The following is a 14,346-nucleotide window of genomic DNA, read 5'->3' as shown; positions in this document are numbered from 1 at the left end:
ATGAAAAAAGCATTTCTATTCGTTGTTTTAATGAGCTTGTGGGCTACAGGGGTATTTGCGCAGGTTCAGGAATTGCCCATTGCTGATACCGTCGTAGTCAATAAGCTGAATGTGAAAAATACGGAAATCCGTGATTTGCTTCAAGGAATGGCCGTGCAGTATGGTTTAAATCTATTCCTTGCTCCAGAAGTGAAAGGCCCGGTGACAGTCAATTTCAATAACCAGCCTTTGAAGGATGCCTTGCGTGTACTTTTGACTGGTAATGGTTATGAATATAGCGTGGAACGAGGTGTCATTCATGTGCGTAAGCCTGCTCCTGTTGTTCCGGAAACGCCGAAGGCTCCTGAAAAGCGTTTTATCGTTGAATGGAAAGCGGATAAACTGAGTGTTGATGTGGATGATGCAAATCTTGCAAGTCTTATTCGCAAGATTACTGAGATCACAGGCAAGAATATCTTTATAAATGATTTTTCGCCCACGCAGAATGTGACCCTGTTTTTCAAGGGGTTGTCTTTTGAAAAGGCAATGAATTTCATTGCTGGCAAGGTGGATTTAGAATATGAAGAAGAAGACGGTGTAGCAACGTTCAAGAAGCCTACATGGAATCTTTCTGGTAATAATGCCGGTAATGGCAAGTACAAGGTGCGCTATGGTAAGGATTCTCTGCTTAGCGTGGAAGCCATTGAAGCGCCTCTTGCAAATGTTGTAAGTGAAATCCTGGCTCAGACAAAGATGAATGCCATGGTTTATGGAAAGTTGGACGGTAACATTACGGCTCATATTTCAAATGTTTCTTTGCAAAATGCTTTGAAATATTTGTTCCAGGGAACATCTTACACATTCTGGGAGCGTGATGGTGTTTACTTTATTGGTCCCCATGAAATGCAGACTGCGGATAATTCCCTGCTGATCAAGTTGAAGCATTTGAAGGCCGAAACTGTTATTGGACTTTTGCCCTCTAGCCTTACCAAAAGTACCCAGATTCAGGTGGTTAAATCGCAGAATGCATTGATTGCGGTTGGATCTTACGATGTTCTCGATGCGATTTCCCAGTACATTGAAAAGATGGATTTACCGGTGGCTCAGATTTTGATTGAAGTCCTCGTGGTGGATATGGATATTGAAAAAGGACATAGCCATGGCTTGAATCTGCTTTTTGGCAAGGCTTCCAAGAACATGGGGTCTGAAGCTTTGTTCCCCAATATTGATCAGACTCTTAATGCAAAACAGACTCAGAGCGTTGTTGATGGAATTGGTCTTGGGGAAATTATTTCTGTACCTAAGGATATGGTAACAAAAATTCAGGCAATGGAACAGGAAAAGATTCTGGATGTGAAGGCTCGTTCTCAAATTGCAACCCTAAATGGTGAAACCGCTGTACTTACCATTGGTCAGACTCAGTACTATATGCTTACTTCTGAAGTGGACTACAATCAGGGTGATGCTGTTACGAATAAGACTACCCAACGTTTTGAACAGATTGCAGCAAATTCCAATATAACCGTTACACCCTACGTTACTGGCGAAGGAGAAATTACTTGTGAAATCGTTCCGGATTTTTCAGAACCCGAAGGATCCTTTAACTCAAATGTTCCTCCCACACTTAACAAACGTTATGTGAAATCATCTGTAAGACTACGAAATGGCGAAACTATTGTGTTAGGTGGCATGGTAAAGGAAGGCGTGCATGACGTGTATAACCAGGTCCCGTTCCTCGGATCTATTCCTGTGATTGGATGGCTGTTTAAGAACGTAGAACGTGTCAAGAGTAAAAGTCAACTTCTGATTTTTGTAACGCCCCATATTTATTATGGAGCGGACGCCAGTGTGGATGTAGCAGACGAACTGGAAAAAGCTCAAAAACCAATTATTCCTAAGAAAAAGGATGCTAAGAAGTAATGTCTTTTGGGGCTGCAATTTCTGTTTTTCTAGGACGTTATGTCTGGTGCCTTGAACTGGGCTGCGATTATTCTCGTATTTCGAGGGTGTTCCGCAAGAAGGGGAGGGGTGTTACCGATGTCAGCTTTGAGGGAACTCTTGAGGAATGTCGGCGTTTCCAGTTAAAAAATGGTGGCGCAACAGATGGCGTCATATTGGTGGATGACCTGACCAACATTAAGGTTCTTGGCGAAGTTGATAGTATATCTATTCCTGGTTATAAGGAAAGTTTTTTTGAAAATGTGGATTCCATCGACGGTGTCTGCAGAATTGGCGCGTCAAGAGATGCGGTGGATGCTGTTGCTGAAAAAGTTCGGAAGGCTGGATTCAGTATTTTAAAGCATGTTCCTGCTGCATTTTATGTTGCAGATACCATTCAGAAGGATAATCAGGGAAGTTCGCTCTGCTATTTTGTAGAACGTGACTGTATAGATTTCTTTTTTGTTCAGGATCATACTCTTATTGCCTGCTATCGCTTGACAGGTGGTGACACAGAAAAGAAGGTTCAAGAGGTTGCCTCATATATCCGCGAAAATTACCTTGTTAAGGACTTGCTCGTGGATGTTCGGGAACATATCAGCGTGGCTTGTGCTGCTGCAGAAGATTTTTGGTTGTTTCATTCGGACAAGATGAGGGGATTTTCTTCGCCAACTTCGGGGGAGGCCCTTGCGCAAATAAAGCAGTCTGCTCTTTTCCGCAGGACGCTGAAAGCATGTACAGTAATTCTTGTGATGTCCTTGCTGATGGTTGCTTTTTTCCGTTGTGGGGTTATGTATTATGGCTACTCCAATGAAGGAAAAATCCAGGAATATACAGAAAAACTTGAAAAGCGAAAGCAACTGGCTGAACTTGAGGCAAAGTTGGAAAAGGACCGGGACGAAACAGAAGTATTCCTAGCGCATCGCAGCCGTTATGCTACATCCATGAAGGATATCGTCGCTACTGTTCCCGCAGATTTATGGATTACAAAATGGAATGTTGAAAACCATACCCATATTATTCAGGGGCAGGCCTCAACATCTGGTGATGTTTCTATGATGTTGCAAGCTTTGGAACATATGCCGGGCTTTTTCAATGCCCGCCTTAGGAGCACAGAAAAGACTACCTACCGCCGTAATCCTGTAGTAAAATTTGAAATTTTGGTGGAGGATAATCGATGAGCCTCTTTTTCCAGAAAAACCGTTTTTTGATTTATTCTGTTTTGACCGTTGCTATAGTGGTGGCTGTCATTGCAAAGTATTTAGTACCAGTAGGAATGGCCGCTGTTGGTGAATATACCGCCATCCGTGCCGAAGCTCATAAAACAACGCTTATGCAGGACGATGCGAAATCTCCTGATGAGTTGATCGCAGAATATAAGAAAATCAGTGCTCAGATTGATTCTAGAATTAATGTGGAAGTTTCTGCTTCTGGGATTCTCAAGAGTATTTTGGAAACGGCTGCCTCAGATAGCGTACAGCTGTTGGATTTGTCCACAGCAGAACGTGAATTGCATGGTAACCGCGCGGAATATCCAGTGAGTTTCAAGGCCAGTGGATATTATCACAATTTTCATGATTTTGTGACAGATTTGGAAAATGGAATTTACTGTTTGAAGATTTCTTCCATTGATGTTCAACCGGATAAGGATAATTTGATAATTGCATCCATAAGGATGTCCATTCTTGGTAAGGCGGGAGGTAGCAATGAATAAGTTTATTGTTCTGCTTTTTACCGCAACAATGCTTGTGTGGGGGGTATTCCTCTACCGCATGGCAGACAATGTGAATGGAAAAAAGGATTCCAGTTCTGAAGTTTCCGAAGTTCGCACCTTGGATTTCAAGAGTTTGCTTAAGAATCTGAATGCACAAACCAAGATGGATAGGGGGAGTCGCGATCCCTTTGCATTACCGCAATCTTATGCTCCTAAGACTTCAGCTCCCGTAAAGAGCGTGAAAAAGGATGTCGTAACTGAAGAACCTGCTCGCAAGGTTCCGCCTCCCTCAATTACGCTGGATGCGATTCTACCTGGTTCCAATCCTGTTGCAATTCTTAAGTTCAGTGGTGAAAGTGCAGTAGTAAGCGTTGGACAGGAAATTTGGGGGGTAACCGTGAAGAAAATTGATGCAACGAGCGTCACATTGGTGTACGAAAATGACGAATTCACGTTAAAAGAGAACTAGGCTCGTATAATCGAAATAAATCCACAATCGCGGTTCTTTTTGCTGTTATAGTCAAAAATTATAGCCGTGTGTACATTTTTTTTGGAAAAAAAAGTCTCAACACGACAATTTTTAGTTATATTCCAAGTTGGAATAATCCAATAGATGAATTTTCATTAAGTGAAAAACTTTTGATTTTGCATCTGTGGAATTAGAAGAAGGTGTTTATATGAATCGTTATGACTTGGTACTGCTGGGCCTCATCGTAGAGAAGAAGCGCAGCGGTTACGACATCATTACCGAGGTTCGCAATCGTGAACTGGACCGCAGGGCAAACCTCAGTACATCGACAATTTACAACAGGCTTGCGACTCTCGAAAAGCACGGCAATATCGAAGGCCGCAACGTTCGTGACGGTAATCGTCCGGAACGTGTTGTTTTCTCGATTACCGAAAAGGGAAGGGAGACCCTACGCAAGGAAGTGCTCAAGCACCTGACAGGATTCAACGACGACCCCAGGACACTTGGTTTCGCTTTCCTTTTTGGAGCAGAACAAAAGGAGCTGATCCGTTCACTCGAAGCGCATGAACGCCGCTTGATGCAGGAAGTGGATCACTTGGAAAAGATGATTGCCGAAGAACCGCGCCCGACTTTGTTTGCCGAAGGTCCGTTCCTCAACTGCATGAGCCGCGACCACATTTTGGTGGAGCTCAAGTACGTGCGTGCCGCTATTGGCATTTTGCGCGATCCGGTTCGCAACAAGAAACTCGACGGCTACTTCTACATCAACTTCGGAAACCGAGACTTTGAGAATTTCAACCAGAAAGGTTAGAACTTAGAACTCAGAGCTTAGAACTTAGACTTTTTTCTAAGATCTAAGAGCGAAGCGGTCTAAGTTCTGCCGACTAAATTTTTATATTTGCACTTGAATTTTTAACCCCCTCTTACGGAGAAACAATGGCTACAAAACAGACCAAGAAGAGCGCCCCGAAGGCCAAGAAGGTTACAGCTAAGGCTGCAGCTAAGTACGGCTACTTTGACGACGCCAAGAAAGAATACGTGCTCACCACGCCGGCAACCCCGATCAAGTGGTGCAACTATGTTGGTACTTTGAACTTTGGTGGTATCGTCGATACGACTGGCGGTACCCTCGTTTGCAAGGGCGACCCGGCCCTGAACCGTATCACCAAGTACATCGCCCAGATGCCTTGCTCTGACTTTAAGGCCAGCACCATCTATATCCGCGTGAAGAACGCCAAGGGCTACACCGTGTTCTCTCCGTTCGTGGTTCCGACTCTCACCAAGATGAAGAAGTGGGAATGCCACGTGGGTCTTTCTTACATGCGCTGGATCGCCGAATGCGAAGGCCTCCGTACGCAGGTGACGATTTTCGTGCCGACTGGCTCCAACACTCTCCTCCAGGATATCCAGGTCACGAATCTCGACAAGGCTTCCAAGGAAGTGGACATTATCCCGGTTTATGAATTCAGCCACTTCGAAGCTGAAAAGCAGCTCACCAACGCCGACTGGGTCCCGCAGACCATGACCCTCAAGGGCCACTGGGAAAAGGACGGCCACGTGGTGCTCGAACAGTACGCTTACATGAAGCGTGACTTCGCCGTGAACTACGTGACTGCTAACTGCAAGGTCGGTAGCTTCGATGGCGACCGCCGCGTGTTCCTCGGCGCAAACGAAATGGGCTCCTGGGCCGCTCCGCTCAGCCTCGCCAACAAAGAACTTTCCAACAGCGAATGCGACCGTGGCGACAACATTGCCGCTCTCATGATCCACGCTGGCAAGATTGCCGCCGGCAAGACCTTCCGCACCTGCACCCAGCTCGGTCAGGAACAGAGCCTGAAGGTTGCCTCTAAGGCTATCGCCAAGTACCGCGACTTGAAGAACGTCGACAAGGCTTTCGACGAACTCGCCAAGTTCTGGGAAAAGTACCTCTCTACGATCCAGGTGCAGACTCCGGATGCAGCGTTCAACTCCATGGTGAACGTGCACAATCCGCGTCAGTGCCACACCACCAAGAACTGGAGCCGCTACCTGTCCCTGTATCAGCTGGGCTACGGCACCAGCCGCGGTATCGGTTACCGTGACTCCAGCCAGGACCTCATGGGCGTGATGAGCCACATGCCGGAAGAAGCATTGGAACTCGCCTTGAACCTGCTCTCTGTGCAGCGTCCGGAAGGTAACGCCATGCACCAGTACGCTCCGCTTGCCCTTGCCGAAGACAACGGCAACGAAGCTAACGCCGGTGACTCTCGCGAAAAGAAGGGTGTGCTCGATGAAAACGGCAACCCGGCTTACGCTGACTGGTACGGCGACGACCACCTGTGGATCGTTCTCACTATTGCCAACTACCTCAAGGAAACCGGCAAGATGGACCTCCTCAAGAAGGAAGTTCCGTTCTACGAAGCCGGCAAGAAGCGCGCTCAGCGTGAAAAGGGCACTGTGCTCGAACACCTCAAGCGTTCTCTCAACTTTACCCGTACTCACCTCGGTAAGCACGGCCTCCCGCTCCTCGGCTTTGCCGACTGGAACGACTGCATGAACCTCCCGCTCGGTGCAGAATCCTCCTTCAACACGGGCCTGTATGCTAAGGCTCTCCTTGAAATGATGGACATCTGCGAAGCTCTCGGCGACACCAAGTCTGTCGAAATGTACAAGGGCTGGTACGAAGACGTGAAGAAGGCCTTCAATGACAGCGCTTGGGACGGCAAGTGGTGGGTCCGCTGGTTCGACAAGCAGGGCAACGCCTACGGCACCAACAAGGCCAAGTACGGCAAGATTTACTGCAACAGCCAGTCCTGGTCTGTGATTTCTGGCATTGCTACTGGCGACCGCGCCGTAATGGGCATGGACAGCCTGAATAAGCTCCTCAACACCGCCAACGGCGTGAAGAGCTCTACTCCGGGCTACCGCGGCTTCGACCCGAACGTGGGTGGCATTTCTACCTATCCTCCTGGAGCCAAGGAAAACGGCGGTATCTTCCTCCACACCAACCCGTGGGTGATGATTGCCGAAACGATTCTCGGCCGTGGCGACAAGGCCTTCCAGTATTACAGCCAAATTAACCCGGCTGCCAAGAACACCAAGCTCGACGAGTTCGAATCTGAACCGTATTGCTATCCGCAGAACATCCTCGGTGACGAACACAAGCAGTTCGGTATGGGCCGTAACGCATGGCTCTCCGGTACCAGCTCCTGGACCTACCAGGCTGCAACGCAGTTCATCATCGGTGTCCGTGCAAGCTTCAAGGGCCTCATCGTGAATCCCTGCATCCCGAGCTCCTGGGATGGCTTCAAGGTGACCCGTAAGTTCCGCGGCGCTACCTACGAAATCGAAGTGAAGAACCCGAAGCACGTGTGCAAGGGTGTCGCCGAGATGATCGTCGATGGCAAGAAGATTGACGCTGATGTGGCCCCGATCTTTACGAAGGGTGTGCACAAGGTGACTGTTACCTTGGGTTAATTCCTAAAGTGTCATCCTGAGCGTAGCAACGAAGTTGCGAAGTCGAAGGATCTAGATCTGAAATAAAAGTCCGCCTCTCACACGAGGCGGATTTTTATATTTGTGCGCATGAAGAATCTCGATACGACGCTTTATTTTATTACCGACAGCACGACTGTGCCGGAAGATCGTTTTTTGCCTGTGGTGGAGGCTGCTTGCAAAGGAGGCGCAACCATTATTCAACTGCGCGAAAAAGACCGGTCTACCCGTGAATACTTGGAACTTGCTAAGGCGACGCACGAGATTACATCCCGTTACGGGATTCCTTTGATTATCGATGACCGCGTGGATGTGGCCTTGGCGATAGGTGCCGAGGGCGTTCATGTGGGGCAGAGCGATATGCCGGTGAAATTTGTCCGCAAGCTCATGGGCGAGAGCGTGATTGTGGGTGCGACCGCCAAGACGGTGCCGCAGGCTTTGGAAGCTTATGAACAGGGAGCGGACTACTTGGGTTGTGGGGCTATTTACCCGACCACGACTCATGTAAAAACGGTGATTACTCCGGTAGAAACCTTGAAAGAGGTGGTGAAGGCGGTGCCGATTCCGGTGAATGCCATTGGCGGGCTCAACAAGGACAATATCTTTGTGCTGGAGGGCTCGGGTATTGCGGGCATTTGCGCCGTGTCTGCGATTATGAAGGCGGCCGACCCGGAGACGGCCGCGCACGAACTGAAACAGGCGTTCCTAAATATGAAATAACCCATAAGGAATCCTTATGGGTATCTCACAAGCCGAAAAGGCTTTTTAAAAAGGTTATTTTGCCCGAATTTACTTGCCGGACGAAACAATCACCTTGGCCGTTTTCAGAATTTTATTCTTGAGTTTGTAGCCCTTTTGGAACACGGTGACCACGTGACCTTCAGGAATCGTTTCGGAGGGTTGCTGCATCAGGGCTTCATGCATATTCGGGTCGAATTCAGCACCCGTCGGATCAATCTGTTCGAGACCAGCATCCGAAAGAATCTTGGCGAACTGGTTATAGATCATCTGCATGCCTTTTTCGAATGCTTCCAAGTCCTTGGCCTTGTTTTCGCTCGCGAATGCGCGTTCGAAATTATCCTGAACTTCGGAGAGCTTTTCAAGAAGCTTGCCATTCGCTGTTTCGATGATGTCGAGCTGCTCTTTGGCGCTACGGCGGCGGAAATTGTCAAATTCGGCCATCAGGCGCAAATTGCGGTCGTTCGCATCGGCCAGGGCAGCCTTGAGTGCTGCAGTCTCGGTTGCAGAGCTCGCCGAAGCATCGGCAGCGGATTCTGTGGGCTGTTCTGCAGAAGCGTCGGCAGGTGCGTCCGCGGAATTGTCAGAAGACTTTTCGTCAGATCCACTTTCGTCTTCCGTCTCTAGATTCTCGTCTAATTTCATCGCGTCTTCGGCGGCCTTGAGCACGTCTGCTTCGAATTTTGCCTTTTCTTCTGCGGTCGGTTCCTGCTGGTTCAAATCTTCTGCCATTTCGTTATTTTCCTATAAAAATGCCTATGAGGCTTAAGTTTTACAATTTCCATTTTCAAAGATAGCAAAATCCGTGCCAGAATAAAATTGCAAAAAAACGTTTCACAATAAAACACTTTATGGGATATTCTATATTGGAATAGGAAAAACGATGCGTTTTTAATAAAAATGTTCTATTTTCTAACTTGAAATGCATTTGGACCTGTACATTACGGTGCCAATTATACTAGGCTCGATTCTGATGGTGGTAAACATCATCAGGTATTTTCTGTTTATCAAGAATACGCACGATGTTCTTTCTGCAGGAAGCGTTCGCGACCGCGTCTGGAAAACGATTGCAGGCGTTTTGCTGGTCTTTTTCCTGTTCGGCTATCTCTTTTGTGCCTTTGTAGGGGAGCCCGATATCATGATGGCGCTGATTCTCTTAGGAGGAAGCGTTTTTGTCGCCATCGTTCTTACTCTGATGTTCAATCTGCTTGAAACAGCCAAATCCAGAAGCATCGATATTGCAGAAGTCTTGGTTGGCGTCGTCGATGCGCGCGATCCGAACCTGAACGGACACAGTCGCCATGTGCAGCGCATTACGATGCTTTTTTATAATTACTTACCGCCTCACCTAAAACGGGGCATTAATCCGGTAAGCCTGGAATACGCGGCACTTATGCACGATGTCGGCAAGCTCGGCGTTCCTGAAGCCATCCTCAACAAGCCTGCAAAATTGGACCCCGAAGAATGGACGGTCATGAAGCGCCATCCTAAAGTTGGTGTGAAAATTCTGGAGCCGCTCCAGACGTTTAAACATATTACCGATTGGATAAAGTATCGCCATGAACGAATTGACGGGCATGGCTATTACAGTCAACCGGGGGACCAAATTCCGCTTGCGGCAAGAATTATCTCCATCGCAGACACGTATTCCGCCATTACAATGCGTCGCTCCTATAAAGCTCCCAAGACTCACGAAGATGCTATTCAGATTATCAAGGATGTCGCCGGCACGCAACTTGACGCAGAACTGGTGAAGTATTTCTTGGAAATTCCCAAAGAAAAATTGGTGGCTTGCATTCCGGATCAGGTGAAGTACTAATATATTATAAGATCTCAATCCGTTGCGTAGAAGACTAAGTTTTTTAAATTTGCTTCACGACCATGAAGACGATTAAAATTCAGTACCTCGACGATTCCATTCAGCGCCTCACTTACGTCGGCGGCAAGTCCGACTGGATAGACCTTGCAGTGGCGGAGACCGCGGCTTGTCCGGCTTAACGGGAATTTGATAAATGAAAATAAACAATTTCTTACTTGTGTTGCTTGCGGGCCTGGAATTAATGACCGCTTGCACAGACACCTCCTCCTGTTTCGATGCATCTGAAGTATGCCCGGAAAGCGGGCGTGGAACATTCCAAGATGTTCGAGATGGTCAAGTGTATAAATACATCACCATTGACGATAGAGTGTGGATGGACCAAAACCTGAATTACCCAGCGGAAACTAGCACTTGCTACGATGAACAGCAAAGCAATTGCGACATCTATGGAAGACTGTATTCTGTACAGTATATGAACACCAAGCAAAAAAACTATGGGACGTTTAATCCAGATATTATTGATTCCATTTGTCCCCATGGATGGCGCGTTCCACGCTTGGCAGAATGGAATGAAGTTGTAGACAGAATGGATGGTCTGAAGCATTTTATGAATAGTGAATGCATGGATGTTTCTTTATTTGGCGGAATGGCTTATGTTAAAGAAAAACCAAGTACAGGCGAGCCCATAGGGTACATTTTTCACGATTTGGGAAGATATAGACAATGGATTACTTCAACATACGATTTGTATGGAAGTATGAAGTTGTTCGATATTGATCTTAATGGCAAGGATGAAAAAAATACGATATCCACATCCAATGGTTATTACTCTCTTCGCTGTATAAAAAAAGAAGATTGGGAACTGTAATTTACATGAATTTCTCTCTCATCCCTAACCACTAACCACTGTTTACTGACCACTTTTTTTATATTTTCTACGCAAAAATTTTTAACAAGGATATTGTTATGGCAAAGATTGCTATTCTCGGTTACGGTAACCTGGGTCGCGGTGTGGAATGCGCTGTGAAGCAGGCTCCGGATATGGAACTGGTCGCCGTTTTCACGCGTCGTGACCCCGCTACGGTCAAGATCCAGACAGCGGGCGTACCGGTGCTGAACGTCTCTGAAATGGAAGCTTGGAAGGATAAGGTGGACCTGCTCATCATTTGTGGCGGCTCCGCGACCGACCTGCCGGTGCTCACCCCGAAGTACGCCGCCATGTTCAACGTGATCGATTCCTTCGACACGCACGCCAAGATTCCGCAGCATTTCGCCGCCGTCGACGCTGCCGCTAAGTCTGCCGGCAAGATCGCGATGATTTCTGTGGGTTGGGACCCGGGCATGTTCAGCCTGAACCGTGTTTATGCCCAGTCCATCCTTCCGGAAGGCAAGGACTACACGTTCTGGGGCAAGGGCGTTTCCCAGGGCCACAGTGACGCTGTCCGCCGCATTAAGGGCGTGAAGAACGCGAAGCAGTACACCTGCCCGGTAGAAGCGGCTCTCGAAGCCGTGCGTAGCGGTTCCATGCCGGAACTCACCACGCGCCAGAAGCACACTCGCCTGGTGTACGTCGTGGCCGAAGAAGGTGCCGACAAGTCCTACATCGAGAACGCCATCAAGACGATGCCGAACTACTTCGACGAATACGACACCACAGTGAACTTCATCAGCGAAGAAGAATTCAACAAGAACCACAGCGGGCTCGCTCACGGCGGTTTCGTGATCCGTACCGGCAAGACTGGCATGAACTTGGAACACACCCACGTGATTGAATACAGCCTGAAGCTCGATTCCAACCCGGAATTCACGACGAGCGTTCTCGTGGCTTACGCCCGCGCAGCGCTTCGCATGAAGGCTAACGGCCAGACCGGTTGCAAGACCGTTCTCGATGTGCCGCCTGCATACCTCAGCACTCTGAGCGACGAAGATTTGCGCGCACACTGCTTGTAGTAGGTATGAGCACGGCTCCCCGAAGGGAGCCTTTGAGGTGTGAGCACGTCAGCCTTTGGCAGACCTTAAGTGAAAGAGTTCTAGGATTAATCCTAGAGCTCTTTTGTTTGGAAAACTCAAAGTGAAACGAGCTCAAAGGCGCTTTGCGCCGACCTCATAGCTCGAACCTCACCGCTGAAAAAATTTCTGATTGATCTCAATCTCGATCCCCACGTAGCGCGGGCCGAACTTCTTGCGGAGCGTGGTGGTGAGCCCGTCGGAAGAGCCTTTGTACGGGTAGTTGAAGCGGACCTTCATGGCGGGGTAGAGCCGCTTGATTTCGGCCTTGATGACATTCGCATAGGCGCGTTCTTGTGGGCGTGCGGGGTCGTAGAGGATTCCGATGTCGGCGTTGCGGACTTTGCCGTTCAGTACCGGCGTAAAGCTGTGGATGCCCAGGTGGACAATGGCCGCTTCAGGTCGCTGAGCCTGTCGAAGCGACCCTATGTTTTTAGCGACAAACTTTTCGATGGCGGCGCGGTATTCAGTCCAGTAGTTTGTGGCGGACTCTTTTATTTTTGCGGCGGTTGCTGGGGTGCGTGTTTCGAGCTCCCGCAAGTAATCGCTGAAGGCGCTCTTGTTGGTGATGGTGCGGTTCAGGTCTACAAACAGACGCGAGAACTTTCCTTCGCAGCTAAATTCCGGCTTGGCGAAGCGTACCAGCTTGCGGAAAACCTGAACTGCCCCGATATCGTAGGCCCGGTGGGTCTTTAGAACCTCGGCAGGAACGGCCTTCTTGAACGCCGCGGGCAGGCGGTTGCTGGCATGCTCGCAAGTGAGGATTAAGATGGAGTCGCTTCTTTTATTCATAAAGGAAATATAAATGTTTATTGAACTGTATGGATCCCGTCACTCCTTTCAGTCGCTCCAGGATGACATTTAATTGCATTCCACACCTCACACTCCACATTCCACACTATCCCTCTGTGCTGTACAGTTTATTTTCCGCGAGGCAGTGGGCGAGTTTTCCGTATTCGTATACAAAGTCATCTCGATCGGGGTCTGCACCAACGGCTTTCACGAGGGCGCTGGCTAGCGTTCCGCGCTTGAACATTTCGGCAAGCAAGGCCTGCGAATGGGCGCTGATTTTGGCTTTGACACGGTCCGTGATTTTTTGAATAAGCTCACCGGCGGTGATTTCGCTTGCGTCAACCTTCCAAATATTCAAGAAATCGCGGTCGGCAATCACAGTCTTTTCGGCGGATTTTGTCGTTGCGAGTAGAATCTTGGCGAGTGCGTCGGTATCGAGCGCGCGAATTTCTTTTTCGCTGGCGAAAGCGCCTTCCGCAAGACCCTTGAGTACGGCGACTTCCCATTCGGCAATGGCAATGTCGGCATCGGGGCATTCCTGAATGTCAACCAGACGGATTTCTACGGCGCCGCGGTCAAATCGGGCGATGGCTCCGCGGCTATTCAAGAAGAAATGATTCAGCAAATGTTCCTGATCGTAGGGCGCAATATCTGCCTTCACGCGGTTGAAAATTTGCTCTTCGTAATCCTTGTAGGTAAAGACTGCTTCGGGAATCACCTTGCCTGTAATGCTCGGGATTTTCTCCTGGTTGTGTCGGTAAGTTTCGATTCGTCCATCCAGGAATCCGCAGTACTTGCTGTCCAAAAACGGGCTGGAGGCGGCGATGGCAGGAATCAGTGGCAACAGGGCTCGAACAGCTCCGTGCAATTTGCCGAATTCCTCGTCACCGTTGAAGGAAAGGTTGATATGGGTGGATTGCAGGTTCGCCCAGCCGTGACCCTTGCAGTTAAAGATGCGGTCGTAAGTCTCGTAGATGTCCAGGCAATCGTAGGGCCAGAGTTTCATCTCGGCGGGGTCCATAAAGGGGTGGGCCGCCGTGGGCAAGAGCATCGCGTTAATGCTTTTGAGCGATTCGTTCGCTTTCAGGATTTCGTGGTGGAATGTCTTGCCCAAGTGCTTCAGACTATCAACCGGTTCTGCGCACTTGAATTCTAGCACATGGCTCACCAGTTCGTTCGAAAGCCCAATCGGTCCGTGTTCCACGTCCGAAAGCTGCTCGCCGTTCTTGTCTTTTCCAAGCGGAACATCTGCGCGGGGGAGAACATTCAAGGAATCACGATCCACGATCATGTATTCCATCTCGATGCCGTAGCGTTGCCAGAGTTTGTAATTAGTCATAAAAATTAGTGGTTAGTGGTTGGTGATTAGTGATTAGGTTTTATAAATGCGGCGAAGCCGCCCTGTTTACGGCCTGA

The 14,346-nt window shown here is 48.6% G+C and carries 13 protein-coding genes; 10 read left to right on the top strand and 3 right to left on the bottom strand.

The genetic code is table 11. The annotated features are described in order from the left end of the window. The 7 genes from BUA93_RS06900 (at position 1) to thiE (ending at position 8,294) form a co-directional block, all read left to right on the top strand. Complete coding sequence (locus BUA93_RS06900; protein WP_083597206.1) at positions 1-1,899, top strand: secretin and TonB N-terminal domain-containing protein; 1,899 nt, start codon at positions 1-3, stop codon at positions 1,897-1,899. Next, entirely contained in the window at positions 1,899-3,098 is a 1,200-nt protein-coding gene (locus tag BUA93_RS06895; protein ID WP_072978422.1) for a PilN domain-containing protein, read from the top strand. Before BUA93_RS06900 ends, BUA93_RS06895 begins: the two co-directional genes overlap by 1 nt. After that, positions 3,095-3,631 carry a type 4a pilus biogenesis protein PilO gene (pilO, locus tag BUA93_RS06890; RefSeq protein WP_072978421.1) on the top strand — a complete coding sequence of 179 codons (537 nt, stop codon included), beginning with the start codon at positions 3,095-3,097 and terminating at the stop codon, positions 3,629-3,631. The genes BUA93_RS06895 and pilO overlap by 4 nt, the downstream gene beginning before the upstream one ends. Next, the gene (locus BUA93_RS06885) at positions 3,624-4,100 is read left to right on the top strand and encodes a hypothetical protein (RefSeq protein WP_072978420.1); all 477 of its coding nucleotides are present in this window, start codon (positions 3,624-3,626) and stop codon (positions 4,098-4,100) included. Before pilO ends, BUA93_RS06885 begins: the two co-directional genes overlap by 8 nt. A 208-nt stretch (positions 4,101-4,308) precedes the next feature. Continuing rightward, a complete protein-coding gene (locus BUA93_RS06880) occupies positions 4,309-4,911 on the top strand; it encodes a PadR family transcriptional regulator (RefSeq protein ID WP_072978608.1) in 603 nt (200 codons plus the stop codon). A gap of 125 nt (positions 4,912-5,036) precedes the next feature. Beyond that, entirely contained in the window at positions 5,037-7,556 is a 2,520-nt protein-coding gene (locus BUA93_RS06875) for a glycoside hydrolase family 94 protein (RefSeq protein WP_072978419.1), read from the top strand. A gap of 108 nt (positions 7,557-7,664) precedes the next feature. After that, positions 7,665-8,294, top strand: coding sequence for a thiamine phosphate synthase (gene thiE, locus BUA93_RS06870; protein WP_072978418.1), 630 nt, complete (start codon positions 7,665-7,667; stop codon positions 8,292-8,294). Between the two features lie 69 nt (positions 8,295-8,363). Here the strand turns inward: thiE and grpE are convergent, their stop codons facing one another. Next, positions 8,364-9,044, bottom strand: a complete 681-nt coding sequence (gene grpE, locus BUA93_RS06865; protein ID WP_072978417.1) for a nucleotide exchange factor GrpE — start codon at positions 9,042-9,044, stop codon at positions 8,364-8,366. A 190-nt stretch (positions 9,045-9,234) separates the two neighbouring features. Between grpE and BUA93_RS06860 the strand changes: the two genes are divergently transcribed. The 3 genes from BUA93_RS06860 to BUA93_RS06845 all read left to right on the top strand — a co-directional run bounded on the left by BUA93_RS06860 (position 9,235) and on the right by BUA93_RS06845 (position 12,081). Next, positions 9,235-10,131: an HD-GYP domain-containing protein gene (locus BUA93_RS06860; RefSeq protein ID WP_217650991.1), complete on the top strand. Its 897-nt coding sequence runs from the start codon at positions 9,235-9,237 to the stop codon at positions 10,129-10,131. Between the two features lie 193 nt (positions 10,132-10,324). Then, entirely contained in the window at positions 10,325-10,999 is a 675-nt protein-coding gene (locus BUA93_RS06850; RefSeq protein WP_083597204.1) for an FISUMP domain-containing protein, read from the top strand. A 98-nt stretch (positions 11,000-11,097) separates the two neighbouring features. Then, positions 11,098-12,081: a diaminopimelate dehydrogenase gene (locus BUA93_RS06845; protein ID WP_072978415.1), complete on the top strand. Its 984-nt coding sequence runs from the start codon at positions 11,098-11,100 to the stop codon at positions 12,079-12,081. Positions 12,082-12,249: 168 nt separating this feature from the next. Here BUA93_RS06845 and BUA93_RS06840 read toward each other — a convergent pair whose 3' ends face one another. Both BUA93_RS06840 and BUA93_RS06835 read right to left on the bottom strand, forming a co-directional pair. Further along, a complete protein-coding gene (locus BUA93_RS06840; protein ID WP_072978414.1) occupies positions 12,250-12,930 on the bottom strand; it encodes an N-formylglutamate amidohydrolase in 681 nt (226 codons plus the stop codon). A 106-nt stretch (positions 12,931-13,036) separates the two neighbouring features. Further along, a complete protein-coding gene (locus BUA93_RS06835) occupies positions 13,037-14,269 on the bottom strand; it encodes a glutamate-cysteine ligase family protein (protein ID WP_072978413.1) in 1,233 nt (410 codons plus the stop codon). Positions 14,270-14,346: the final 77 nt, after the last annotated feature.

It is taken from the genome of Fibrobacter sp. UWH4 (assembly GCF_900142475.1).
GTDB lineage: Bacteria > Fibrobacterota > Fibrobacteria > Fibrobacterales > Fibrobacteraceae > Fibrobacter.
The sequence above is the reverse complement of the archived record's forward strand: the minus strand, read 5'-3'. Positions and strand labels throughout refer to the sequence as shown.